Source organism: Salmonella sp. 32031103-2018-00083-FB-01-SM-01 (assembly GCF_017571995.1).
In the GTDB taxonomy this organism is placed as follows: domain Bacteria; phylum Pseudomonadota; class Gammaproteobacteria; order Enterobacterales; family Enterobacteriaceae; genus Salmonella; species Salmonella enterica.
The window spans coordinates 58,692-81,839 of the sequence record NZ_JAGEQL010000008.1; the positions used below are offsets into that span (position 1 = coordinate 58,692).

The window sequence follows — 23,148 nt, forward strand, 5'->3', positions numbered from 1 at the left end:
AATTTCCTGATTAGATTAATTTTTTGCTGTCTGGATACGTTGATACAGCCCGTAAAGCCGCGGCTTGTTTTTCAGACCGTCGTAAATAGGCTGTACTGCCTTCTGGAAGGGCTTTTTGTCGATCTCGTAGAATTCAACGTTGAAATCTTTTACCGCCGCCAGCCTGGTTTTCTCTATTTCCTTGTCCCATGCGGCTTTCTCAAATTCGATCGACGCCTTGATGGCGGCTTCGACGATGCGCTGCTGTTCCGGCGTCAGCTTTTCCAGCGTGAGGGTACTCATTAACAGGATATCGGGAATGCGGGTGTGCATATCGTAGGTGTAATAACGGGCGACTTCACCGTGGCGGGCGATGGTGAGAGCGAACTCATTGTTTTCCGCGCCGTCGAGTATGCCTTGTTGTAACGAGGTATAGACCTCCGCCTGGCTCATGGCGATAGGCGAAGCGCCCAGCAGTTTGAGAGTTTGGATCGCCGTCTCACTCTGCATGACGCGGATCTTCTTCCCGCGTAAATCCTCAATGCGTTTAACCGGCGCTTTGCTCATATAAAAATTACGCGCGCCGGAATCATACCAGCCTACGCCGACAAACCCCTGCGCGGCGGTGGACTGATAGACAGGCTCCATCACCTGTGGGTTATCCATTACGCGGTAGTATTCCTCGACGTTGGCAAACAGGTAGGGAAGTGAGAACACGCCGTACTCAGGCGAAAAACTCTCCATCAGCCCGGACGACACTTTAGTGATGTCGACGACGCCGACCTGCGTCAACTCCACCAGTTCGCGCTCGCCGCCAAGCTGTCCGTCCGGGAAGTACTGTACTTTGATATCGCCGCCCGTTTTCTCTTCAACTTGCTGCCCCAGGAAGTGCAACGCATCTTTTACCGGCTGGCTATTTTCAGCGTAGGCCAGGCGCAAAATGGTTTCGCCGTGGGAGAAGAAAGAGAGTGTGGAGAGTAAGGCCAACGTAGCCAGACGTATAAAACCAGGTTGCTTCATAATTCCCTCGCAATTGTAATAATTTACCGGGAATGTAATTGCATGGTGAAATTATAACCTTCTTGATTTTGCCACCGATGACAAAATTTGGCACCAAAAGAAAGATTTTGAAACCCTGTTTCACATTTCCTGATTTCCAGGAATTCATCAACAGGCGGTTTCGGTTGGAGGCGTAAAAAACGGTTTTTTTCAGCGGATGCCGTAACGTTTATAACCCTGGAAAAAGTGCGGCATTGATAATCATTTTCAATATCATTTAATTAACTATAATGAACCAACTGCTTACGCGGCGTTAACACTGTGCCGCTCGACAATAATGGAGATGATTATGAGTTATACACTGCCATCCCTGCCGTACGCTTATGATGCACTGGAACCGCACTTCGATAAGCAGACGATGGAGATTCACCACACCAAACACCATCAAACCTATGTCAACAACGCTAACGCGGCGCTGGAAAACCTGCCTGAGTTTGCTGACCTGCCGGTTGAAGAACTGATTACTAAACTGGACCAGGTGCCAGCGGACAAAAAAACCGTGCTGCGTAACAACGCCGGCGGCCACGCTAACCACAGCCTGTTCTGGAAAGGGCTGAAAAAAGGCACCACTCTGCAGGGCGACCTGAAAGCGGCTATCGAGCGTGACTTCGGTTCCGTTGACAACTTCAAAGCTGAATTCGAAAAAGCAGCAGCAACCCGTTTCGGCTCCGGCTGGGCGTGGCTGGTGCTGAAAGGCGACAAACTGGCTGTGGTTTCTACCGCAAACCAGGATTCCCCGCTGATGGGTGAAGCCATTTCCGGCGCTTCCGGCTTCCCGATCCTGGGTCTGGACGTGTGGGAACACGCTTACTATCTGAAATTCCAAAACCGCCGCCCGGACTACATCAAAGAGTTCTGGAACGTGGTGAACTGGGACGAAGCAGCAGCGCGTTTCGCCGCTAAAAAATAATTTGCATTGCACGTCTGTAGAAGCGAGTCTGATGACTCGCTTTTTTTGTATCCGCGTAAGGAGCAGCAGATGCATTATCCGGTTGACGTGTTTATTGGCAAAATTCGTGACTATGACGGCAGCCGCCCGAGCGCTATCGCCAAGGTGCAAATCGACGGCGAACTTATGCTGACCGAGCTGGGTCTGGCAGGCGATCAGCAGGCCGAAAAGAAAATCCATGGCGGCCCCGACCGCGCGCTATGCCATTACCCCCGCGAACACTATGCTGATTGGATTCGCCAGTTCCCCGAGCAGGCGACGCTGTTTTGCGCCCCGGCGTTTGGCGAGAATCTGTCGACGGACGGAATGACCGAATACAACGTGTTTATTGGCGATATCTACCGCTGGGGCGAGGCGTTGATCCAGGTCACTCAGCCGCGCTCTCCATGCTTTAAACTTAATTTCCACTTTGCCATCAGCGACATGGCCCTCCTTATGCAGAACAGCGGAAAAACCGGCTGGCTGTATCGGGTCATTGCGCCAGGTAAAGTCTCCAGCGATGCGCCGCTGGAACTGGCGTCGCGTCTGAGCGATGTCTCGATTCATGAAGCGGGTGTTATCGCCTGGTCTATGCCGTTTGATGACGAACAATATCATCGGCTGCTGAGCGCCGCCGGGCTGTCGGCGAGCTGGAGCCGCACCATGCAGAAGCGTCGTTTGAGCGGCAAAATTGAAGATAGCGCCAGACGGCTGTGGGGTGATAAAACTCCGCCAAAATGAAAGGAAGGGTTATGACTGAAGCTGAAAATGCGGTGGCGATCGTAAAAGAATTTTTGGTGGCCTCGATGATTCCTGATGCTGAACGCGCCGCAACGTATATGCACCCGGAGGTGAAAATTACCTTCACCGGAGGCCGGGCGATGGCGGGCGCGGCAGATATCGCGCAGTTTAACGGCGCTCGCTACAAGTGGGTGAAGAAGGCGCTGGGCGAGTTTGATGCGGTGCAGCATGATGATTACGTTGTGATTTATTCCAACGGTACGTTGTATGGCGAATGGCCCGACGGTCGCCCGTTTGCCGATAACCGCTTTATCGACCGCTTCGAAGTGCGCGATGGCAAAATTACCCGGATGGACGTGTGGAATGACAGCGCTGAGTGGATTCTGGCGCCAGACATTTCCCGGTAAATCTCGACGGCGAGATAAAAAATCGGCCTGCATTCGCAGGCCGATGGTTTTTAGGTTCGCTTGTACAGCGGTAGCCACAGCGTGAGCCGCAACCCGCCGAGCGGGCTATCGTCAGCCTTAACCCAGCCGCGGTGCTGCTGCATGGCGCTTTCAACAATCGCCAGCCCCAGCCCGGTGCCGCCAGACTCGCGGTCGCGCGCCTCATCAGTGCGATAGAACGGACGGAAGATCTGCTCACGGTCTTCAGGGCTGACGCCCGGCCCGTCGTCATCGACCGTGATCGTAATACCGTCTTTATCCACCGAGAAGCCGACTTCAATCTTCGTATGTGAATAGCGCAGCGCATTACGAACAATATTTTCCAGCGCGCTTTCCAGCGCGTTTGGGTTGCCATAAAGCGGCCACGGCCCCGGCGGATAATTTACCGTTAACGACTTGCCCATCTGTTCGGCTTCAAAGGCGGCGTTATCCAGCACTTCGCCCCATAGCTGATTGGCTTTCATCGTTTCGCTGACCAGCGCGTTTTTCTGTTGGTTACGCGACATCACCAGCAGGTCATTGATCATGCTGTCCAGACGCTGCGCTTCGGTTTCAATACGCTCCAGCTCTTTGCTTTCGCCGCCACGACGACGCAGCAGCGCGGTACCCAGTTGCAGGCGCGTAAGGGGCGTTCGCAGCTCATGGGAGATATCTGACAGCAAACGCTGCTGCGAGGTCATCATCCGTTCCAGCGCCGTCACCATCTGGTTAAAACTGGCGCCAGCGGCGAGGAACTCCTGCGGACCCGCCTCCAGCTCCGGATGCTGACGCAGGTTGCCTTGCGCCACTTCATCAGCCGCGTTTTTCAACTTACGCGCCGGTTTCGCCAGACTCCATGCCAGCCATAGCAAGAGCGGCGAACTGACCAGCATCGTGACAATGAGCAACAGGAGCGGGCGGTCAAACAGCAGATTAATAAAATCGGATTGCGAACTGCTGGCCGGTCGAATCAGGTAAAGCTGGTAATTATCCTCTCCGTCGCGAACGGAGAACGGCCCCACCATCTCTACGCGGCCATATTTTTTCTTCTGCGGATGATCGGCGTTATCCGCCTGACCAATGAAGTTACGAATGATCTGCATTTCGCTGCGTTCAGCGCCGATCACGCGTCCTTCAGAGGTCACCAGTAATAACCGCTGTCCAGGCGGCGCCCACTTATCGATCGCGCGGAACAGGCGACGCCACCACATCAGGTCGTTGGGCGGATCGTTCGCAAGTTCAGCTTCTACATGTTGCTCTATCATCAATCCCTGGCGCTGTTCGCTGTCCAGCAGCTCGGTCATCTGGCGTGAATCGAGCTTGGGCAACATCAGTACCAGCATTAGCACCAGCGCCAGCGTCAACCAGAAGATGGCGAAGATGCGCGCGGTTAAACTTCCTATCATGAAGCGGAAACCATCAGATAGCCGCGACCACGCAATGTTTTAAACCACGGGTGACCGTCTTTGCGTTCCGGCAGTTTGCGGCGCAGGTTAGAAATATGCATATCAATAGCGCGATCGAACGGCGTCAGGCGCTTGCCCAGCACTTCCTGACTTAAATGTTCACGGGAAACCACCTGGCCGAGGTGTTGCGCCAGCAAATAGAGCAGGGTGAACTCCGTACCGGTCAGCTCCAGCGTTTGGCCATCGAAACTGGCTTCCTGGCGGCCCGGATTAAGGCTTAGCGCATCGACTTCCAGCGTCGGCGAGCCGTTGTCGCTGCTCTGCTGCTGTTCGCTCCAGTGGGAACGGCGCAAAATAGCCCTGATGCGCGCTACCAGCTCGCGGTCGTTAAACGGTTTGGGCAAATAGTCGTCCGCGCCCAGCTCAAGGCCGAGAACGCGATCCAGCTCGCTGCCGCGCGCGGTCAGCATAATGACAGGCGTCTGGTGTGTCTGGCGAAGCGCTTTCAACGTATCGATACCGTTTTTCTTCGGCATCATGACGTCAAGCAAAAGTAAATCGATGCTGTCATCCAAAAGCTCAAGCGCCTGCTCGCCGTCGTGGGCCACCAGGACATTAAAACCTTCCATTTCGAGGAGCTCTTTTAACAGGGAAGTCAGCTCTCGGTCATCATCAACTAACAGGATTTTATTCATTGTTTACGTACCTCCGAGGCAGAAATTACGTCATCAGGCGTCGCTAATCCATGACTTTACGTTGTTTTACACCCCCTGACGCATGTTTGCAGCCCGAATCGTAAACTGTCTCTCGTTGAATCGCGACAGAAAAGATTTTGGGAGCAAGCGATGCGCAAAGTTACCGCTGCTGTTATGGCCTCAACGCTGGCATTCAGTTTTTTAAGCCACGCAGCTGAAGTTGTTACAAGCGATAACTGGCACCCCGGTGACGGGGCCACGCAGCGTAGCGCGCAAAATCATATGTTTGACGGCATAAGTTTAACCGAACATCAGCGTCAGCAGATGCGAGATCTTATGCAACAGGCAAGGCACGAACAGCCTCCTGTTAATGTTAGCGAAATGGAGACAATGCATCGGCTTGTCACCGCAGAAAAATTTGATGAAAGCGCTGTGCGCGCTCAGGCAGAAAAAATGGCGCAAGAGCAGGTCGCCCGCCAGGTCGAAATGGCCCGCGTGCGTAACCAGATGTATCGCCTGTTAACGCCGGAGCAGCAAGCGGTTTTGAATGAAAAGCATCAGCAACGAATGGAGCAACTGCGCGACGTGGCGCAATGGCAAAAAAGTTCATCGTTGAAATTATTGAGTAGTAGCAACTCACGTTCCCAGTAACAACCCTGTTTTCCTTGCCATAGACACCATCCCTGTCTTCCCCCACATGATGTGGGGGTTTTTTTTATCAATCACTTACAACTAAAACAACCGCTTAAAAGTGTCCACAACTGTCCACATTTCAGTTTACAGGGGTCTCAAGGCGTCCCGAAACTGGCATCGGTGGACGGTTGTGGACGGAAAAATTACACCGTGATTCCTCCTTTCAGCGGGTTAAGCATCACCGCATTTTGCAGGTAATCAGGTGCCAGATGTGCATAGGCCATCGTCTGCTGAATAGTGGCGTGCCCCAGAATTTGCTGTAACGCAATAATATTCCCGCCGTTCATCATAAAGTGGCTGGCAAACGTGTGGCGCAGTACATGTGTAGCCTGCCCTCGCGGCAGGTCAGGCTTAACTTTACGCAACTTTCGGCAGAAGTTCTCATAGTCAACCTTAAACAATGACGCGCTGGCATTTTCTGCGATCTCCTTTTCCAGTTCGCCGGAAATAGGCACCACGCGTTTTTTACCGTTCTTGGTCTCAAGGAATATGACACGACGCTGGGCTATCTGTGCAGCGGTCAGGGTACTGACTTCACTCCACCGCCCCCCTGTGCTGAGACTTAGCAATGCAACAAGACGGTAATCGCCTTTGAGAACATCAAGCAGATCGCTGATTTCTTCCGTGGTCAGGAACGTCATTCCGGGGTTCTTTTCCGGTAACGGTGGTAAACCGCGCATCGGGTTTTCACCAGAAAACTCGTCGAGTTTGATAAGGGCGGTAAACATTCCAGACAACCGGTACATATCGCGGTTGATGGTTGATGCGCTTATCCCCTGCGAGAGTCTGCGGCTGCGATGTATAATCAGCATTCGCTTGTTCACTTCATGAACTCCTGGGTTACCCAGATCATTAATCGTCTTGAGTAGTTGCCGGTTTTCAATTTCACCGTTTTTCAGCGCTTGCCCGTGGCAAAAATACCAGAGTTCAAGTATTTCGCTAAGAGGCCGCCTGTCAGCTTTAGAGACAACCTGCCATTCATTGCGCCCCAGCTTACCGAGCATATACTTTTCATACGCTACGGCGTCAGCCTTCCTGTTAAAAATCCTACGCACGCGCTTACTTCCGCGCCCGCCAGTTCTTGTGTCCAGTTCATAACGTCCATCATCGAGCTTCTTAATCGCCATAGCGAAGCCCTCCGATGTAGCTTCCTGCCTGCGACCACAGACATTCAGCATAAATAAAATATAGGTCTAACCAGTTCTCCGGTCTTAACGGTGAGATTTTGCTGTGGTTTTGATTGAAACCTGAGCAGCTTCCGAATTTTCGGACCCATCAGGGGAGAGAGAGGGCGATATTTGACCAACCTCCGGCATCGTTTCATCTGTAGACAACCAATAAGCATACTTTTTAAATCTGGGGTGCTTGGTAACTTTCGTGAAAGCGCCTTCCGTTACTTGTATACCCTTTGTTTCATAGTTGGTTATGGTTCCGTAAGGTAAACCAATTGCATCCGCGAACTCTTGCCGTGTCATCCCTTCGGCCTTGCGAATTAAGCGAAACTTCTTACCCATACTTGACATATGTGCCATGTTGAGAATATCCTCCATCTGTAAATGTGGCATATGTGGAACATTGCAAACACTAAGGAGCGTCTCAAAGAGTCTTGAGCCGTCTAGAAGGGTCTGCGAATTGGAGGATAACACATGCGGGAAGAACTTAACCCGATTGAAAACACGCTGGTTCAGTACCCCATTGACGGGGTTACGCCCGCAAAGTTTGGGGAACTGGTTGGCAAGTCTGCCAATGCTATCGAAATGATGATTAGGAACAATAAGCTGCCGTTTGTTGAAATGCGTGATCCGGCAAAACCTAACTCAAGGGGTGAAAAAATCGTTTATATCCCCGCCTATAACGAAGGGCTTAAAAAGGCGTATTACAGCAAGCCAAAACCATTAGTTAGGGCGTGGCTTGAATGGCTGGGTTTATAGAGGTGGGGGGTATTAAATGAAAAACAGCAAATCAGTAAACGAACTTATTTCCGCTGTGAATGAATTTTTGCGTAACAGCAACCCGGAGCGCCTGATCGATAATGGCATTCACAAAGCCTTATGCAATCTCGTTGACGCGGCAAGTCAGCAACAGGAGATTATCGACTCCCTGCTGGAACAGTTAAAAGCAAAAAGCCCAGTCAATAACGCGAAAAAGGGAGAATCCGGCACTGTTTTTCGCCGCTCCTATTATCGCAATGGTGTTCACGCGGGAAATATTTATTTCCGAATTGAAGCGTTTGAAGGGGTAAAAAGCTGGGCGGAGGAATTAAAGGCTGATTTTGAATCTTGTCTTAACGATCTTATTTCACGACTTCATCCAAAACACCGCTCTTGTTTCGGAACAATAACAATAAATAACTCATTAAAGTTAACACAGGAGCAGAAAGCGGAGTGGGAACGGTTTTTTAAACAAAATTACCAATAGGTTTGAAGTCATTATCTGGCGGAGAAGGTGAAAAAAATTATGAAAAAAATAGAAACACGAATCATCAATGGAAAAGAAGTCGAATTAACCACAAAAATAAGCAATGAAAGTATCGCCACTGAAATGCGCTTTGAGATTGATGGGGTTTCGCAGTGTTTGCTAAGAAGCACCGCCAGAGTACCAGCATCTTCTGGCGGAAGATTCAGGATGAAATTAACACCTAGTGTTTGTGAATTTTTTGAAATGATGAAACACCGTGATCGAGTTCATCAAGAGATTGTTGAAGACATTCGATCATCTGACGCGCTTGCTGCGGTGCGAGGCAGTGATAAATCTCATTAGCTGCGGGTAATACATCACCACTTTCAAGATCGTAGTCAATTACAAACATGATTCTTTTATCACCGTTCGGCGCTTCAAGTGGTGCGACTTTGACATCGTGGACTTCAATAAAGTTATTAGTGATGTCGGTATCTTCGAATTCAGTTTCGCGACTCATTCGCTTTCCTCTGTGTTGGTGATTGTTATGCCTGATTCACCTCTCAAAGTTTCACAGGCATAGCGATGTTAGCACAGGAAACACGCGCCGGGCGTGGGGTTATATCCCGGCACTTTTTCAATTTGACGGAGATCAACATGGACTTAACACAATGCCCTTCACTAGCCAGCCTGCTCACCCACGGCCAGCAGATCACCCACCGTCAGCATCAACGCGGCTGGATTGAAACTCCGGACGGGCGTTTCTTCCAGCCTAAAGCGGCAGATGTTCAATTTGTTAAAAACAGTCGTTTACCGTTTATGTCGCGCCCGCGTAATAAGCGCCGCTGGTTTTCCCGCTTAATGGGTATCTTCGCGTAGTTTGGGGAGGTGGTTATGTTGATGGATAAGACAGGACAACAGCCGGGCCGCCGCAAGTTCTTAGAGCAACGGGCGCGGCTGCAAGCCAGTTTGAACGCTTCACGCGTAAATGACACTGCAACCCGTTTTAACCGCCTGGATGATGCCTGCAAAAAGGTGATTTTCATCCTGGCAAACGATGCGTCCAGATACATAGCCGGAATGCCGAAACTGACCGCCAAACAGTTGGGTTGCACTTATGAAAATCTAACTGAAAAGGAGCAAACGTGCCTTTTGATGGGCATTAAGCGCCTTTCAGAATTTGCAGCATCAATGCCGTGGGAATTTGAGGACTACGCCGCACCACGCGCCGAAATTCAGGCGATACGCGACAAACCACCCGCGCCAGATAACGCAGTCAATTAACAATTAACTACCTACAAAAAAGAAACAGGCGCTAACGCGTCGGGCTTCTTGCACCCTGGAGAAAGTAAAAATGATTCGATCTCTCGTTAAATGGCCCGGTGGTAAAGGCCGCGTTATGTCTGATTTGCTGCCGATTCTGCCGAAAGCCGATTGTCTGGTGGAACCGTTTGTCGGCGGTGCTTCTGTTTTCCTCAATACTGAATATCGCCGTTATATCTTGGGTGATATCAACCCTGATTTAATTAACCTGTATCGCCAGATAACCCGCTGGCCTGATGCGGTGATCGACGCTGCTCGCCAGCTGTTTAAAGTGTATGGCGATAAAGACGGCTATAAGTGGATCCGCGGCGATTTCAACGCCCGCGCCCATGACCTTCTGTCATCGCGCAATGTGTTTGAGGATGGACCGGACACGGGCAAGATTCTTCGTGCAGCACAATTTCTTTACCTGAACCGTCACGGATATAACGGCGTAGTACGCTACAACCAACAGGGTGGATATAACGTTCCCTTTGGGCGACACAAAACCCCGCCTTACTTCCCGGAAGAACAGATGCGTTTATTCTCTGAAAAAGCTAACGACACGAAAGCTATTTTCGTGTGCTGCGATTTCCAGAGCACGTTAAAAATCATGATTGGTAGTGACGCGGTTATCTACTGCGATCCGCCATACCTGCCAGCAAGCGACACCGCTAATTTCACCCAATACCACACCGCCCCGTTTGGCATTAAAGAGCATCGCCAGTTAGCTGCCGCCCTGCTGGATATTAACCGCCTTACTGGTTCGCCGGTGATCTTGTCCAACAGCGACACCCCAGCTACCCGCGAGATTTATCACTCTTTCAACTTCCAGGAAATCAGCGTTAACCGTTCTGTCAGCGCGAACGCCATTACCAGAGGGGCCGCCAGTGAAGTGATAGGCGTGCTGCCTGTCTGTGATGGCTGCGGGCGCTATGAAGGTGGTCACTGTGCGAAATGTTGCCCAGGTATCGCCGCATGTGAGGAGGGATGGTCGTTTGATTGTCGAGGCAATTGCGATATTTGCGAGCCGTCCGATAACCCGGGAACGTGGTAATAGCGAGGCATCCAATGTCTGACGCCGCTTTTGCATGGCCCTGGAACGCGCCGCGCCCAGCCGTTGGTCTGTACACCTACGAACCGAAAAAAATCGCCCCGCTTGCCGGGGCGGTGGTGCATCATCCTGCCGTAAAAAAACACATCGATCACATCTTCAAACGCGCCGGTTACAACCCCGACGACGTTCGCGACCGTGACGCGCTGATCCAGTCGCTGGACAGGTACGAACCGTGCGGCCTGCCACTGGCCGCCCAACAAAATATCATCCGGCAGGAAAGTGCAGCCGCCAAAGCAGCGGCGGCTGCCTGGGCCAATACGCCGGAAGGTGTCGAAGCGCGTTTGTTGTCTGAGCCGTTCTTCATTCGCGAAGTCTGGCGCAAAAAAATTGAATGGTTACGGGCCAACCGTGAAACCAGACACACCAATGATTTTCTTATGGGGACCGTGAAAAAATCATTGCTGCGTCTTGATGTTGTGCGCACAAGGCAAGGCGTTTCGCCTGATATCACCGGCGAACTGGCCGCGTACTGGTTCGGGCGCTGGCAACGGCTGGCTGATTTCACAAAGCGGGAAGCCCTAAGCGCCGCTAATGAGATCGCCAGCCGCATGGCTGAAATGCTGGGGACGGAATGCGAAGCCCTGGGACGGAATGTTTCAGACATGAACGTCGAAGAACTGGACTGGCTTTATTGCCACCTGGGCCGTGAAATGCTGGCGCTTCGCATTGTGCCGCCTGCATGGTATGCGCCGTGGGAACGCGAGCGCATATGCACGGCCATTTTGCGTATGGCTTCGCCTGACTGGTGGGGGCGCAAAATCTGGCGCCTGCGTTGTGACTGGCGCGAAAACCAGCTGCGTGCTGTTGGTGCGGTAAATAAAAAAGCGCATCCGTATATCAGCGCATCAAGCCTGATGGAATGGCAGGAACAGCGACGTAAAAACCGTAATTTCTTCAAAAGTCATGAACTGGTAGACGAAGACGGCAACGTTTCGTCGCTTGAGGACATGATTAACAAATCCACGTCTAACCCTGCAATTCGTCGTCATGAGCTTATGGCCCGTATGGCTGGCGTGGAGCTTGTCGCCCAGAGTCGTGGCGATGTTGGCATCTTCCTGACCATCACTTGCCCGTCGAAATATCACGGCAATATTGCGTCCGGCCACCATAACGCAAAATGGAACTACGACACGGTTGCACAGGCGCAACGCTATTTATGCCGTGTATGGAACCGGGCAACCGCCAAACTGAAACGCGAAGATTTGCGCCCTTATGGCTTCCGCGTCGCCGAACCGCATCACGATGGGACACCACACTGGCACGCGTTGCTATTTATGCCACAAGAGCAGGTTAAAGCCACGGTTGCGATCCTTCGCGCCTACTTCATTGCGGAAGACCGCGACGAGCTGGGCCGCAATACCGGTGCTCGTTTCAAGTCAAAAAAAATGGACCCACGGAAAGGGTCAGCAACGGCGTATATCGCCAAATACATTTCGAAGAATATCGACGGTCACGCGCTGGCCGGTGAACTGGACGACGAAAGCGGCAAGCCGCTGAATGAAACAGCCAAATATGCAATGGCCTGGGCGTCACTTCACCGCATCCGCCAGTTTCAGCCCATCGGACAGCCGCCCATATCGGTTTACCGCGAGCTGCGCAAACTGAGCAATCAGATCACGACCCGCCAGAAAATTGACAATACCTTCAAGCGCGGTGCGCCGTTGCTTGTGGATCCTGCAATGGATGCGGTTTGCGCCGCTGCCGATGTCGGGTGCTTTGCTACCTACATCATCCGCCAGGGTGGTGTTTTGATCCCGCGTGAAAACTATGTCGTCCGTCTGGCCTATCAGCCAGCTGATGAAATGAATGCTTATTGTGAGATCCCCGAAAAGGTTTTCGGGGTCTGGTCGCCGCGTCTGGGTGATGCCTCCCGTATTTGCACCCGTCTGGTTAAGTGGAAAATCCGCGCCAAATCCAAAGCTACCACCGGGGCCAAAAACGGCCCCGGTTTGGGGGGGGACCTTTTGCCGTCGCCAGCCGGCGACGCTTGGAGTTCTGTCAATAACTCTACGGAAGACGAAAAAATCACCGATTTTTCGCCTGATGTGGAGGGTATGACAGAAGAATCAGAAGAGGAAATCGTCGATTTTGAAAATATGGACCAGCCAACGCGGCGCAAATTGATGCGGCGATTAAGTGAAGCACCATTCAAAAGGCAGCAAAGCGGATCACCTTATGAGCCAGGGAGCGAATTAGATGTTGCCTGGCGTTCTGCCGTTGAAAAAACCGAGGCCAGATCGGCGGCTGATAAAGCCAGGCGGGCAGCGCTTGCCCCTGCGGTTGCCAGTCTGCTGGCTGATGCGGCGTTGTGTTCGGTTGAGATTTCGGAGATTCAGGCCGTTTCGCTGTTAATGGGGAGCCGTCTGGAGATTGGCGGCAAAGTTTATCGGGCCAGTGCTGGCGGCCAGTTGATAACGCGTCAATTACCCGATGAGTCACGGACGGTGAATAAATTATGGGAACGCCTGCGGGATAACCACGGCATTGATGCTACGCGCCTGCGGTTTGATCCAGTCGGGGAGTATCAAAAAATGCTGGCAGGTGTGGAAAATCGACATTCAAAAGAATAAATGCAATCGCGCTGGCCATCGCAACTGGTTGCGTCGGTTGGCGTGATTCTGCGGGGGCGGGCGGCAAAGAGCCCGGTAGTCAATTTAGCCACTTGAAAGGAATGCTATGTCCAATATGCCTCAAAAGGTATTGTTTCTGCTAGATAGAAACTGTAATAATGCTATGGTATTTCACCTACTACCGATTATCTTTCAGGTAAGCCAGATTTTGATGGAGCAATAATGATTGATATAGAAGAAGTTATTACTAAGAAAAGAAATTCATTAAAGGCTGATCGTTTAGATATGTCTTTTGGTGAATTGATGAATATGTTTGAAGACGGAGATTTATTCATCACTCCTGAATATCAAAGGGCATTTCGTTGGTCTAACTTTCAACAAACAAGGTTTATTGAGTCTGTTTTATTGGGGATACCCATTCCTCCGATTTTTGTAGCAGAAGATGATAAGGGAAAATGGGAGGTTGTTGATGGCTTACAGCGTATATCAACAATTTTTTCATTTTTTGGTGTTCTTACGAATCTCCCAGAAAAAAACAACCTGAAACTATGCAAAGGAGAAATGGTTGCTGAGTTAGACAATATAACTATTGACGCTCTTCCAATCAGATTAAAAACAACCATTAAAAGAGCAGTTTGTAGAGTTGAGATTGTTCGCTGGGATAGTAACGAAGATATTAGATATGAGCTATTTAATCGACTGAATACAGGGGCTAGCCCGTTATCTGATCAAGAGATAAGAAATTGTATTTTTAGATCATACCCTGTTGATTTAAATAAAATATTGCGTGAAATTGCAGTTATGCCAAATTTCATTGAGTTGATTAACCCTTCAGCAGCTAAAAAAGAAGAAATGTTTTTAGAAGAGTTAGTGCTTCGCTATTTTGCTTTTAAACATTTTGATGGTGATTTTAATACAACTGTTCCTAATTTCCTTTCAGACTTCATGCGTTCCGTGTCGAAAGGTGACATTGCTTTTGATTTAGATGGTGAAAAAAAATCATTTGTTGAGTTAATTGATTTCTTAATCGCTCATGGTGGTAAGGAGTTATTTAGGCCTAATGGACCTTTTGCCTTACATCTTTTTGATTCTATATCATACGCTTTGCCAAAAGTATTCAATACTGTCATTGGTAATGAGCAAAAAATTACAGAAGCTATAAATACATTGCTTACTGACGAAAAATATCAAAGTATTAGCGTGCTCACGTTTTCAACTGCACGTACTCGTAATCGGATGGATCGAGCCTTAGAGATTTTCAAAAGTGCATAGTTTAGTGACTGAAATTTATGAAACAAACTCCTGGCGAGATGGGGAGTTTGCTAAATTTAGAGTCAACCCCCATCAAGTAGACCCTGTTTTATGGGGGCGGATGTGTGTACCGATGATTTATGCAAACTGGGAGGGTTTTGTAGTTAGTTCGTTAAAAATGCTTTTAAAGCATTTAAATAAATTAGAACTAACCCCATTACAAATACCTACTAGATTAGTTGTAGTTGGATTAGGTGATACCTATAGAAGTTTAAGTGGGAAGCAATCATTTGAACAACGATGTGAGTTCACTGATAAATTTAATGAGTTATTAAAAAATACCATTCAATTTAAGACGAAAATTGAAACTAAATCGAATTTGCATAGTGGTGTATTGAAAGAACTATGTCAAATGTTTGCTTTTGATTTTGAAAAGTTTAGTGATGTAACTGTTACTCTAGACCGTCTTGTTCAAGTGAGAAACTGTATTGCACATGGAGAAAACTCGATTTTACCAACTCAGGAAAATATTGAGTCATACATCGATGCAGTGAAAGCAGCAATTGATATCATGTTAGAAGAAATTGACTTATTTTTAACGCAAGAAAGTTATTTATATAAACAGCAAGCCTAAAATAAATACTCCGCCTTAAAGGCGGAGTATTTATTGTTGAAGTAATTCCAAAGCTATCTGGCGTTCTTCCGGCTTGAGCCGGTCAATCAGAAATTTAACCAGCTTGTTGCCGGTCAGCCCGCTGGGGCTGAGAGTATGTGAAAACTGGGCATTAAAAACAAAGGTGTGGCCGCATTCAACTTCCGTGCAGGCGCAGTATAAATCAGCCAGTTTTTTGTCTTTCCAGTCAGATTTACGAATGATGGCCGGTGAGCCGCATTCAGGACATTTAATTTTAAAAACTCGCATGTTCACCATCCCGCACGCCATTGCTAACAATGGGGATGATTTTAACTTATCGGCGCTCATTTTTCGCCCTTTTCGGCGGTAATTGCTGGGATATCCACGTCAAAAACTAGGTGCAAATGTGGCGGGATCTCCGGGTCATTGTTGACGCCGTTCATTAGTTTGCGCTGTAACGGGATAACTTCATCCTTGCGATAGGTTGCGCGGGCCGTTTCAGGATTACCCATTATCGCGCCGTTGGTCGGGATAATACCTGCCAGACCTGCAGGGAAGCGGTGAGCGGTAAAGATATCCTGCGCGGTGATCCCTTTGATGTTGGCAAATTCATCCTTTGCGCTGACTTCGCCCACTGGCATGATTTTAACCCCTTCCGGGTCGCCCTTCGGGATGTTGATAAACATATTTCGGAAGTTACCCAGCCCTTTGGACTGGGCGATCTTCTCTTTGATTTCGTTTTCCATTTCCAGCGTGAGGTTGGGATCGCTGGTATAGAGAATAAAGCCCATGTGCGCCCCGTTGTTGTAGTAACGACGCCGGAAGATGGTTGCCTCACTGTTGAGTAACACCGAATGGATGCCGCCGATATAGTCAGGCAGGCCATACACCTGTTGGCGCGGGTCATACATTTTAAAGAAGACGATGTCTTCCGGGTCATAAATAAGCGCGGGCCCTTCCTGCAGAACAGCAAACGAGCCGTCTTTCCGGCAACGCAAATACAGCGACGGCAACGGCAGCAGGTCGATCACTTCCCCGAATACGTTACGAATTTTCAGGATTGCGACGTCACCAAACAGCAGGTAATCAAAGACAGCCTGTTCGACCTGGTCAGGCGTCAGGCCGCCGCCGATATAGCCACCGGCCACCATATTGCGCCGCGCATACAGTACCCCGCCGTGCTGGCCGTTAAGGTTCGGCAACTGGGCCAGCGCCAGGCGATCAATCGGGAGTCGCCAGTGGTCATACTCATTGTCATACCAGATATTGTGATAATCAGTGCCGGTCGTCAGGATGGGTTCTGGTTCGCCAAAGGTGATCACGCTTCCGCGCCCTGGCGTGAAGGTTTCAACCTTGCTGCCGGTCATGGACCTGAATTTTTTATTATTACGCTGTTTCTTTGTCATGCTGCTTTCCCAAAGTACCAGCCCGATGGGCGGTCATATTCGTGATCGATAGGTTCGTTAATTACGGCGTGCGAGATAGCGAAGAAAACATCTGCATGGCCGGTCGCGTCTGAACGTTCGGCAACAAACGTCAGCGCGTTGCCGCTGTTGGTTGTCGTGCGCCGGATAGCCATAAAGCTGGCCGGAATTTCGACGCGCTCTTTGTTCGTTTCGTCTACGGCGTCTTTTGCCCATTCGATGCGCTTACGCTCGACAACATCGATCATCTTCATCACCAGGCGGTTTTTGCTTTCGACGCTGTAAAGAATTGGTGTGGCTTCGCGTGGCGCAAATTTGCTGACAAGGTCATAAACGCCTTTACCTATGCCGGTTGTATCGATCCCGATGTAAGTGATGTTAAAGCGGCGCATAAGCTGCTTTATCTGGTCGGCCTGCCAGCTGAAGTTAAAACCCTGCCATTGCCAGACGGCCAGCACGCGGAAGCGCTCGCCGTCCTCTACAGGGGGCGCGATTAACACAAATGTTGAGTTGTCGCCGGAGCGCGACGGGTCAAAACCTGCCCATACTTCGCGATTGCCGAAGGGCCGCGCAGCGGTCAGATCAAAGTCGCCCCATGTGGCCCAGTCCACTTCACAGCCAACAAGCGCGGAGAACTTGAAAACCGCGTCTTTACTGTCAACAAACTGGCACATGTAGAGCATGGCGAACGCGGTCGGGCTGTATTTGTTGCGCAACCGTTCAATATCGACAAGCGCCCCGAGGCCGCCTTCGATAGCGTCTTCCATCGTGATGATGTAGCGCCAGATCTGGTCCGGGCAAAGAATGCCCTGGCGCATTTCGCTTTCGTTCGGGAACTTCACACCTTTGCGTTTCGGGTCGTCCCCGCGCCAGGCTTCGCCAGTCCAGACCGGGTAAGCCTGGTGCGTTTTCGCGCTGGGCGTCGAAAAGTAGGTCGTCCGGTATTTGTTATGCGTCGCCATTGCGCTGGCAACTTCGTGCAGGCGCGTGAATTTCGGGATCCAGAAAACCTCATCCCCATACAGGTGGCCGTTAAAGCCCTGCGCGGTGCTGGCGTTCGTGGACAAAAAGCGCAGTATTGCGCCGTTACTGAGGCGGATATTTTTACCCGTCAGCGTCACGCCGAAATGGTTCTGGGCGATCTGGACGATGTATTCGCGGAAGATTTCCGACTGGGAGCGGCTTGCAGAGAAAAAGACCTGGTTATCACCGGTAATGACGGCGTCTTCGAATGCTTCCCAGGCGAAATAATAGGTCATACCCACCTGGCGGCTTTTCAGAATGAATCGCCAGTCTTCGCCTTTATGTTCGCGGCAGTGCAGCTGGTACTCGAAGAGATGTTCCCGCGCCCAGGTGTCGAGCATTTCCGCTGTAATACCGGAAACGTCGTTTTTCTTATACCGGCGCTTTCTTTCCCCTGGTTCCCCGCCTGCGCTGCTGAGGCAGTACCCTTCACCATCATAAGCCGCTTTCTGAGCCTGAATTTCTGCCAGCTTTTCGGCGTGCTTGTTGCGCTGCGCCATGAGTTTCACATGGTGAGCAATCAGATCGCGCAGTTCTTCCAGTTCCAGTGCTGTTTTTTTCTCGCGGCGGGAGAGCTGGTCGATACGGCGGGCGATGACATTTTCCACCGATTCAACAGGCAGCAGTGATGCCCACTTCCCGACGTCAGCCCAGTGGTAAATTGTACGCGGTGGAATATTCAGTTCCTGCGCAATATCTTTCGGCGTCCAGCTTTTTATATAAAGCGTGCGGGCCGCTTCTTTTAATTCATCGGAATATTTAGCCATGCGGCTATTATGGCGGGATTATTTTGCGGAATTGATAATTAATTATCGGTAAAAAGTGGTTATCCAGTTATAACCGAATACATAAGAAATAAAGCGGTCGCGCTGTTTTAATCAATTCGCAATACTGACCACCACAAACGAATCATTGTTATTTAAATTCATTATTAAAGGTCAGTTATGCCGCAATCTCATTACCGCACGGATTGGCTATGTATTGCCACATCTGGACAGGCTGTGGACGGTCGCACCATTGAACCGCAATGGTTGATTGATGCGGCAGAAACCTACACCCGCAAAACCTATACCGCCATGATTTGGCCGCACCACCCGCAATACGATATCAGCGAGCGTGAGTTTACCTGCAATCTGGGGGAAGTGGACGCGCTGAAAGTGGAAACGGAAGGTGATGTCACGAAGTTATATGCCCAGTTAATTCCGAATCAATTTTTAATTGAAGCCAATCGGCAGGGGCAAAAGTTATTTACGTCAGCAGAATTTGTCACTGATTTTGCAGGTAGTGGTCGTGAATATCTTTTTGGGCTTGCTGTGACGGATATTCCGGCAAGTCTGGGAACGGAAAAACTTAAATTTGTTTTAGCCGGTGAAGAAAAAGACGCCGAGCGCGGGAGTCTGGAAACATTCAGCTTAGGGAAATTACAGACAAGTAAACCAGATAAAAAAGATTCTTTCTGGTCGCGTTTATTTTCGGCCAGTAAAGATTTTACGCCAACGCCAGAGCCAAACACTGATAAGCCCACCGAGGGCGACGGAGAAAAAATGGAAGAATTAAAAGCGCTCATTCAGCAAATGCTGGATCTGCTTAAAAGCGGTAAAGACGCCGCAGCGGGTGACGCTGACACGGTTGATACGCCAGAACAGGCCGCCGATGTGGTGGCAGATGTTGCCGCCCAGATCGCTGATGCTGCCGACGAGGTGGCCGAGCTGGCACAGGACGTTATCGAAAACCCGGAAGACGAAGTCAAAGCGGAAGAATTCAGCGCCGCCAAAGCCAACCTGGCAAAAGTCATGAAGTCATTCAATGTGACGCCAGCGAAGCGCCCACGCGCCAGCCGTCGCCGTGACTTTTCCGCCCGTCGCCAGCCAGCTGGCAACCAGATGGACAACCTTGCCACGCAGCTGACTACCGTCCTGACCAAGTTGTCAGCGATGGAAAACGGTAATACGCGCCGCCCCGGCAGTGCGCCAGGCGGAAGCAAAGAACCGTTTGAATTCATGTAATCGCCAACTTTTTCAGGAATAAGAGATTATGCAATTAACCCCAAAAGCAGAGCAGATGCTGCGTAAGTTTACTGCTGGCCTGGCAAAAGCTAACGGCCAGGTGGACACGTCGCGCTACTTCTCGCTGACCAATCCGAAAGAAACCCAGCTGCGCAATGCTCTGCTGCAACAATCTGAGTTCCTGCGCCTGCTGCCTAACGTGCTGGATGTGGATCAGATCACCGGCCAGGTGGTCAGTACTGGTAAGCCGGGTATTTATACCGGGCGCAAAAAGGATGGTCGTTTCTCTCGCCCCCTGGGTGTTACCGGGAATGAATACAAGCTTGTAGAAACGGATTCCGGTTCGTATCTGCCTTACTCCCTGTTGGTTGTCTGGGCTAACGCGGGCAGTGAAGAGGAATTCTTCCAGCGTATTCAGGCATTCAGCAACGAGTCATTCGCGCTGGATATGCTGCGCGTGGCGTTTAACGGTACAAGTGTTGCAGACGACACCGACCCGGAAACCAACCCGAACGGCGAAGACGTTAACATCGGCTGGCACCAAATCGTTAAGGCCCGTTCGTCTGAACAGATTATTTCTGATGCCGTCACTATCGGCGCGTCGGGTGCTGACTTTATTGGTCTGGATGCGGCAGTCACTGACCTGGTACACACCTGCATTTATGAGCCATTCCGCAATGACCCGCGCCTGGTTGTGCTGGCTTCCGCTGACCTTATCGGCAACGACGCCACCACGATGATGAATAAGATTGATCGCCCGACTGAGAAAGTCGCCGCGCAGCTTATTGGCCGCCAGATTGCTGGCCGTACCGTGTACACCCCACCGTTTATGCCGGAGGGCCGCCTTATCGTCACCACGCTGGACAACCTGCATATCTACACCCAGCAGGGGACACGTAAGCGTAAAGCGGAATGGAACGACGACCGCAAGCGCTTCGAGAATAACTATCTGCGCATGGAAGGTTACGGCGTCGAGCATGACGAGCTGTACGCGGCATTCGACAAAATCACCCTTGCGACCGGCGAAGTTGCACCAGGAGGGGGCGCGTAAAAATGGCTATGACCCCGTGTCAGCGACACCGAGCACGCGTGAAAGCCGCAAAGGCACTGGATAAGTGCGAAGCCCTGACGGCATCGCCGGTCAGCTTTCACATTCAAATGCTGGAGCTGAAAAAGGATGTTGAACGGCTTCGTAGTCTGACGCGTGCAGAACGCATGGACATGAAGCGCGATGTCCTTTTGCCGCGCTGGATGCCGACCGTTGAGACATATCTTGCCGGTGATGCCCGCTTTGCCAATCCGGCCCTGGTTTACTGCGTGATCTGGCTGTTCGATACGGGGGAAATGGGCAAGGCGCTGGACTGGGCTGACGTGGCTATCAGTGAGAACCAGGCCACGCCGGAAAACTTCAAAAGCAACCTGCCAGCCTTTGTGGCCGACACGGTGCTGGAGTGGGCGATCATGCAGGCGGAAGCCGGTCACAGCATCGAACCCTATTTCAGCCGCACGTTTGAAAACATCCGCGAAAAGTGGCGTTTGCACGAAGACATTAACGCGAAGTGGTTCAAGTTCGCCGGTCTTTACCTGCTGCGCGACGAGAAGGGCCAGCCGCGTGCCACTGCCGTGGATGATGTGAATACGCTGGAGCAGGCCGACGCCCTGCTGGCCCAGGCGGCGGCGTACAACAAAAACGCCGGAGTTAAGACCATGCGCGAAAAAATCCGCGCCCGGATTAACGGCCTGACCCAGCTTTAACGACTCCCGCCAGCCGGGACGGGCGCGGGGGAGGCATCAACCATGCGGTTGTTGGCCGTGGAACCCGTTAGCCCGTTTCTATTGCAAAACCGAGGTACGCCAATGAGTGGCCCAAGTTTCAGTATCAGCGGCAAGCCGGTGACGGTGACGCCAACAGCGATCACCAACGGCGTGGCGTTCTGGCCCGATCTGGATCTGGCCGAGTTTCAGAAGGTGCGCACGCTGCCCGCTGACCTGCCGCCAGAAACGGCAGGCGTGGCCCTGCTGGCCGCCATTGCGGAGGTAAACGACGCGCTGGCCGACGTGGTGACGTATTGGAGCGCGAAAGCCTGCGAGCGGGCCGCAGATGTACCGGGTGCAAAGATGGGCAACGAAACCCAGTTAACAGCCCAGTACAAAAAAGCGGTCTACGCCCGCGCAAAGGCCGATTTACTGGGGGAGTTCGCCACCATCGGGCGGCGTGAATCGCATCCGGGGCAGGAAAGCCAGGACACCCGCGCCAGCCTGCTGGCCGAGGCGGCCAACGTGATGCGAAACATGCTGCGACAACCACGCGTTGGGGTGCATTTGATATGAGCCAGCTTGAAAGCCTGACGGCGTTTATTACGGCAAATCTGCCGCCTGATGCCATGCAGATGTTTTCCAGTTCAATGGAGGATTGCGAGCTGGTACGCAACGCCAAAGCGCTGGGGAACAACCAGCGCCGGATCGGAGTGCTGACTTACACCGCCCGTTTGTCGTGGGATGACTTCCCCTACCGCAAATATTCGCCGGGGCTGATTTATGCCCTGGTGCTGGCCTGGGTGGATGAGTTCGCCAACGAGCTGCGCGACGAGCTGAAGTTAGCCGATCCCACCGTGGATCCGGAGTTCGACGACGAAGGGTCATGCATTCTGGATGTGGTTGTCCCGCTGGTTGATCCGCTGGTCCTGCGTGAAGTGGAAAAAGGGCCGATCCCCTTCAAGGGTAAGAAATGGGACATCGTAAATCCCGAAATCTGGGAGGCGTCGCAACTGGAATTTATTGTCCAGCGTGGTGACGCGTCGTGATCCGTGGGGAGCTGAACCAACAACAGCTAAAGCAGATGCGGGAAACGCTGGCAAAAGCTGACCTTCCCCCGCGTAAGCGCCAGCGCCTTTTATGGCGTATTGCAAAGCTGGGCATTGTCACAGCGGCAAAACGTCACCAGCGCCAGCAGGCGGCCCCGGACGGTACGCCGTGGGAGCCGCGCAAGCGTGGCAAAGGGAAGATGTTAAAAGGGCTGCCAAAACTGCTGGCCGTGCGTGAAATGCCGGAGATTCAGGGGGTAAGAATTTACCTCAAGGGCGGGAACTACCGGAACGGGACGAAGCCCATTGCGGCGGGTCTGGTCGGTGCGGTCCAGCAGGACGGTGCAAGGATCCAGATGAAAGCCAGTAACGCCCCGCGCAAGCCGCAGGCTGACAAGCCAGCGCTACCGAGACAGGCCAAGCGCCTGCGGGCGCTTGGCTACAAAACCCGCAAGGGTAAGCGCTGGGTTAAGCCGTCCAGCAAGCAAATCATGGAAACCATGAGCATGGCCCAGGCGGGATTACTGATTCGAAAACTGAAAGGCACACCCTCAAAACGCACATGGACCATTGATATTCCTGGGCGCGTTTTTCTGGGGGTGAGCAACGACGAATTTAACCAAATTATTGCGCGGCAAATGCAGGCAATCGGCTTCGGCTGGGACGTCAACGCGCAGCAAATCAGGGGGTAAAA

27 protein-coding genes are annotated in these 23,148 nt (G+C 51.4%); 18 read left to right on the forward strand and 9 right to left on the reverse strand.

The window, feature by feature from the left end; genetic code table 11:
* Positions 1-15: 15 nt before the first annotated feature.
* A complete protein-coding gene (locus J4614_RS19835) occupies positions 16-999 on the reverse strand; it encodes a TRAP transporter substrate-binding protein (RefSeq protein ID WP_001661631.1) in 984 nt (327 codons plus the stop codon).
* A 328-nt stretch (positions 1,000-1,327) separates the two neighbouring features.
* Here J4614_RS19835 and sodA point away from each other — a divergent pair, with 328 nt between their 5' ends.
* The 3 genes from sodA to J4614_RS19850 all read left to right on the forward strand — a co-directional run bounded on the left by sodA (position 1,328) and on the right by J4614_RS19850 (position 3,114).
* Complete coding sequence (sodA, locus tag J4614_RS19840; protein WP_000122632.1) at positions 1,328-1,948, forward strand: superoxide dismutase [Mn]; 621 nt, start codon at positions 1,328-1,330, stop codon at positions 1,946-1,948.
* Positions 1,949-2,017: 69 nt separating this feature from the next.
* Positions 2,018-2,707, forward strand: a complete 690-nt coding sequence (gene yiiM, locus J4614_RS19845; protein WP_165801002.1) for a 6-hydroxyaminopurine reductase — start codon at positions 2,018-2,020, stop codon at positions 2,705-2,707.
* Between the two features lie 11 nt (positions 2,708-2,718).
* Positions 2,719-3,114, forward strand: a complete 396-nt coding sequence (locus J4614_RS19850) for a nuclear transport factor 2 family protein (RefSeq protein ID WP_000133441.1) — start codon at positions 2,719-2,721, stop codon at positions 3,112-3,114.
* A 50-nt stretch (positions 3,115-3,164) separates the two neighbouring features.
* On the opposite strand, the gene cpxA is transcribed toward J4614_RS19850, so the two are convergent.
* Both cpxA and cpxR read right to left on the reverse strand, forming a co-directional pair.
* Positions 3,165-4,538: an envelope stress sensor histidine kinase CpxA gene (gene cpxA / locus J4614_RS19855; protein ID WP_000580402.1), complete on the reverse strand. Its 1,374-nt coding sequence runs from the start codon at positions 4,536-4,538 to the stop codon at positions 3,165-3,167.
* On the reverse strand, positions 4,535-5,233 hold the full coding sequence (gene cpxR / locus J4614_RS19860) for an envelope stress response regulator transcription factor CpxR (RefSeq protein WP_001033731.1): 699 nt from the start codon (positions 5,231-5,233) through the stop codon (positions 4,535-4,537). The genes cpxA and cpxR overlap by 4 nt, the downstream gene beginning before the upstream one ends.
* A gap of 150 nt (positions 5,234-5,383) precedes the next feature.
* Between cpxR and cpxP the strand changes: the two genes are divergently transcribed.
* Complete coding sequence (gene cpxP / locus J4614_RS19865; RefSeq protein ID WP_001233463.1) at positions 5,384-5,884, forward strand: cell-envelope stress modulator CpxP; 501 nt, start codon at positions 5,384-5,386, stop codon at positions 5,882-5,884.
* Positions 5,885-6,069: 185 nt separating this feature from the next.
* Here cpxP and J4614_RS19870 read toward each other — a convergent pair whose 3' ends face one another.
* Positions 6,070-7,053, reverse strand: coding sequence for a tyrosine-type recombinase/integrase (locus J4614_RS19870; RefSeq protein WP_023198683.1), 984 nt, complete (start codon positions 7,051-7,053; stop codon positions 6,070-6,072).
* A gap of 84 nt (positions 7,054-7,137) precedes the next feature.
* Entirely contained in the window at positions 7,138-7,491 is a 354-nt protein-coding gene (locus tag J4614_RS19875) for a helix-turn-helix transcriptional regulator (RefSeq protein WP_226302889.1), read from the reverse strand.
* 81 nt (positions 7,492-7,572) lie between these two features.
* On the opposite strand from J4614_RS19875, the gene J4614_RS19880 reads away from it, so the two are divergent.
* Entirely contained in the window at positions 7,573-7,857 is a 285-nt protein-coding gene (locus tag J4614_RS19880; RefSeq protein ID WP_023198681.1) for a Cox family DNA-binding protein, read from the forward strand.
* A 16-nt stretch (positions 7,858-7,873) separates the two neighbouring features.
* Positions 7,874-8,344 carry a hypothetical protein gene (locus J4614_RS19885; RefSeq protein ID WP_023198680.1) on the forward strand — a complete coding sequence of 157 codons (471 nt, stop codon included), beginning with the start codon at positions 7,874-7,876 and terminating at the stop codon, positions 8,342-8,344.
* 220 nt (positions 8,345-8,564) lie between these two features.
* Here J4614_RS19885 and J4614_RS19890 read toward each other — a convergent pair whose 3' ends face one another.
* Positions 8,565-8,843 (reverse strand): hypothetical protein, encoded by a 279-nt coding sequence (locus J4614_RS19890; protein ID WP_023198679.1) that lies wholly within the window; start codon positions 8,841-8,843, stop codon positions 8,565-8,567.
* A gap of 137 nt (positions 8,844-8,980) precedes the next feature.
* Between J4614_RS19890 and J4614_RS19895 the strand changes: the two genes are divergently transcribed.
* The 6 genes from J4614_RS19895 (at position 8,981) to J4614_RS19920 (ending at position 15,197) form a co-directional block, all read left to right on the forward strand.
* Entirely contained in the window at positions 8,981-9,202 is a 222-nt protein-coding gene (locus J4614_RS19895; protein ID WP_023198678.1) for a phage filamentation protein Fil family protein, read from the forward strand.
* A 21-nt stretch (positions 9,203-9,223) separates the two neighbouring features.
* Complete coding sequence (locus tag J4614_RS19900; protein ID WP_170317524.1) at positions 9,224-9,607, forward strand: hypothetical protein; 384 nt, start codon at positions 9,224-9,226, stop codon at positions 9,605-9,607.
* Between the two features lie 70 nt (positions 9,608-9,677).
* Positions 9,678-10,682: a Dam family site-specific DNA-(adenine-N6)-methyltransferase gene (locus tag J4614_RS19905; RefSeq protein ID WP_023198676.1), complete on the forward strand. Its 1,005-nt coding sequence runs from the start codon at positions 9,678-9,680 to the stop codon at positions 10,680-10,682.
* A gap of 14 nt (positions 10,683-10,696) precedes the next feature.
* On the forward strand, positions 10,697-13,312 hold the full coding sequence (locus J4614_RS19910; protein ID WP_023198675.1) for a replication endonuclease: 2,616 nt from the start codon (positions 10,697-10,699) through the stop codon (positions 13,310-13,312).
* A 222-nt stretch (positions 13,313-13,534) separates the two neighbouring features.
* The gene (locus J4614_RS19915) at positions 13,535-14,584 is read left to right on the forward strand and encodes a DUF262 domain-containing protein (protein ID WP_001656626.1); all 1,050 of its coding nucleotides are present in this window, start codon (positions 13,535-13,537) and stop codon (positions 14,582-14,584) included.
* Between the two features lie 4 nt (positions 14,585-14,588).
* A complete protein-coding gene (locus tag J4614_RS19920) occupies positions 14,589-15,197 on the forward strand; it encodes an MAE_28990/MAE_18760 family HEPN-like nuclease (protein ID WP_126489749.1) in 609 nt (202 codons plus the stop codon).
* A 30-nt stretch (positions 15,198-15,227) separates the two neighbouring features.
* On the opposite strand, the gene J4614_RS19925 is transcribed toward J4614_RS19920, so the two are convergent.
* Genes J4614_RS19925 through J4614_RS19935 form a run of 3 tightly spaced genes read right to left on the reverse strand, consistent with a single transcriptional unit; the run spans position 15,228 to position 18,411 of the window.
* The gene (locus tag J4614_RS19925) at positions 15,228-15,494 is read right to left on the reverse strand and encodes an ogr/Delta-like zinc finger family protein (RefSeq protein WP_052765805.1); all 267 of its coding nucleotides are present in this window, start codon (positions 15,492-15,494) and stop codon (positions 15,228-15,230) included.
* 47 nt (positions 15,495-15,541) lie between these two features.
* On the reverse strand, positions 15,542-16,603 hold the full coding sequence (locus tag J4614_RS19930) for a phage portal protein (protein WP_023198671.1): 1,062 nt from the start codon (positions 16,601-16,603) through the stop codon (positions 15,542-15,544).
* Entirely contained in the window at positions 16,600-18,411 is a 1,812-nt protein-coding gene (locus J4614_RS19935) for a terminase family protein (RefSeq protein ID WP_023198670.1), read from the reverse strand. The genes J4614_RS19930 and J4614_RS19935 overlap by 4 nt, the downstream gene beginning before the upstream one ends.
* Before the next feature lie 177 nt (positions 18,412-18,588).
* Here J4614_RS19935 and J4614_RS19940 point away from each other — a divergent pair, with 177 nt between their 5' ends.
* From J4614_RS19940 to J4614_RS19965, 6 genes are all read left to right on the forward strand, one after another.
* Complete coding sequence (locus tag J4614_RS19940) at positions 18,589-19,650, forward strand: GPO family capsid scaffolding protein (protein WP_023198669.1); 1,062 nt, start codon at positions 18,589-18,591, stop codon at positions 19,648-19,650.
* 28 nt (positions 19,651-19,678) lie between these two features.
* Positions 19,679-20,701 (forward strand): phage major capsid protein, P2 family, encoded by a 1,023-nt coding sequence (locus J4614_RS19945; protein ID WP_023198668.1) that lies wholly within the window; start codon positions 19,679-19,681, stop codon positions 20,699-20,701.
* A gap of 2 nt (positions 20,702-20,703) precedes the next feature.
* Positions 20,704-21,405 (forward strand): phage terminase small subunit, encoded by a 702-nt coding sequence (gpM, locus tag J4614_RS19950; protein ID WP_023198667.1) that lies wholly within the window; start codon positions 20,704-20,706, stop codon positions 21,403-21,405.
* Positions 21,406-21,507: 102 nt separating this feature from the next.
* Positions 21,508-21,981, forward strand: a complete 474-nt coding sequence (locus J4614_RS19955) for a head completion/stabilization protein (RefSeq protein ID WP_023198666.1) — start codon at positions 21,508-21,510, stop codon at positions 21,979-21,981.
* Positions 21,978-22,454: a phage tail protein gene (locus J4614_RS19960; RefSeq protein WP_000080428.1), complete on the forward strand. Its 477-nt coding sequence runs from the start codon at positions 21,978-21,980 to the stop codon at positions 22,452-22,454. Before J4614_RS19955 ends, J4614_RS19960 begins: the two co-directional genes overlap by 4 nt.
* A gap of 35 nt (positions 22,455-22,489) precedes the next feature.
* Positions 22,490-23,146, forward strand: coding sequence for a phage protein (locus J4614_RS19965; RefSeq protein WP_047020810.1), 657 nt, complete (start codon positions 22,490-22,492; stop codon positions 23,144-23,146).
* The last annotated feature ends 2 nt before the right edge of the window (positions 23,147-23,148 follow it).

Coding starts and splice junctions, on each gene's coding strand:
- J4614_RS19915 (WP_001656626.1), top strand. CDS start 13,535: ATGATTGATATAGAAGAAGTTATTACTAAGAAAAGAAATTCATTAAAG.
- J4614_RS19925 (WP_052765805.1), bottom strand. CDS start 15,494: ATGGTGAACATGCGAGTTTTTAAAATTAAATGTCCTGAATGCGGCTCA.
- J4614_RS19905 (WP_023198676.1), top strand. CDS start 9,678: ATGATTCGATCTCTCGTTAAATGGCCCGGTGGTAAAGGCCGCGTTATG.
- J4614_RS19875 (WP_226302889.1), bottom strand. CDS start 7,491: ATGCCACATTTACAGATGGAGGATATTCTCAACATGGCACATATGTCA.
- yiiM (WP_165801002.1), top strand. CDS start 2,018: ATGCATTATCCGGTTGACGTGTTTATTGGCAAAATTCGTGACTATGAC.
- J4614_RS19955 (WP_023198666.1), top strand. CDS start 21,508: ATGAGTGGCCCAAGTTTCAGTATCAGCGGCAAGCCGGTGACGGTGACG.
- cpxR (WP_001033731.1), bottom strand. CDS start 5,233: ATGAATAAAATCCTGTTAGTTGATGATGACCGAGAGCTGACTTCCCTG.
- J4614_RS19890 (WP_023198679.1), bottom strand. CDS start 8,843: ATGAGTCGCGAAACTGAATTCGAAGATACCGACATCACTAATAACTTT.
- J4614_RS19910 (WP_023198675.1), top strand. CDS start 10,697: ATGTCTGACGCCGCTTTTGCATGGCCCTGGAACGCGCCGCGCCCAGCC.
- J4614_RS19930 (WP_023198671.1), bottom strand. CDS start 16,603: ATGACAAAGAAACAGCGTAATAATAAAAAATTCAGGTCCATGACCGGC.
- J4614_RS19885 (WP_023198680.1), top strand. CDS start 7,874: ATGAAAAACAGCAAATCAGTAAACGAACTTATTTCCGCTGTGAATGAA.
- J4614_RS19835 (WP_001661631.1), bottom strand. CDS start 999: ATGAAGCAACCTGGTTTTATACGTCTGGCTACGTTGGCCTTACTCTCC.
- J4614_RS19900 (WP_170317524.1), top strand. CDS start 9,224: ATGGATAAGACAGGACAACAGCCGGGCCGCCGCAAGTTCTTAGAGCAA.
- cpxP (WP_001233463.1), top strand. CDS start 5,384: ATGCGCAAAGTTACCGCTGCTGTTATGGCCTCAACGCTGGCATTCAGT.
- J4614_RS19870 (WP_023198683.1), bottom strand. CDS start 7,053: ATGGCGATTAAGAAGCTCGATGATGGACGTTATGAACTGGACACAAGA.
- J4614_RS19940 (WP_023198669.1), top strand. CDS start 18,589: ATGCCGCAATCTCATTACCGCACGGATTGGCTATGTATTGCCACATCT.
- J4614_RS19960 (WP_000080428.1), top strand. CDS start 21,978: ATGAGCCAGCTTGAAAGCCTGACGGCGTTTATTACGGCAAATCTGCCG.
- J4614_RS19850 (WP_000133441.1), top strand. CDS start 2,719: ATGACTGAAGCTGAAAATGCGGTGGCGATCGTAAAAGAATTTTTGGTG.
- gpM (WP_023198667.1), top strand. CDS start 20,704: ATGGCTATGACCCCGTGTCAGCGACACCGAGCACGCGTGAAAGCCGCA.
- sodA (WP_000122632.1), top strand. CDS start 1,328: ATGAGTTATACACTGCCATCCCTGCCGTACGCTTATGATGCACTGGAA.
- J4614_RS19880 (WP_023198681.1), top strand. CDS start 7,573: ATGCGGGAAGAACTTAACCCGATTGAAAACACGCTGGTTCAGTACCCC.
- cpxA (WP_000580402.1), bottom strand. CDS start 4,538: ATGATAGGAAGTTTAACCGCGCGCATCTTCGCCATCTTCTGGTTGACG.
- J4614_RS19945 (WP_023198668.1), top strand. CDS start 19,679: ATGCAATTAACCCCAAAAGCAGAGCAGATGCTGCGTAAGTTTACTGCT.
- J4614_RS19965 (WP_047020810.1), top strand. CDS start 22,490: ATGCGGGAAACGCTGGCAAAAGCTGACCTTCCCCCGCGTAAGCGCCAG.
- J4614_RS19935 (WP_023198670.1), bottom strand. CDS start 18,411: ATGGCTAAATATTCCGATGAATTAAAAGAAGCGGCCCGCACGCTTTAT.
- J4614_RS19895 (WP_023198678.1), top strand. CDS start 8,981: ATGGACTTAACACAATGCCCTTCACTAGCCAGCCTGCTCACCCACGGC.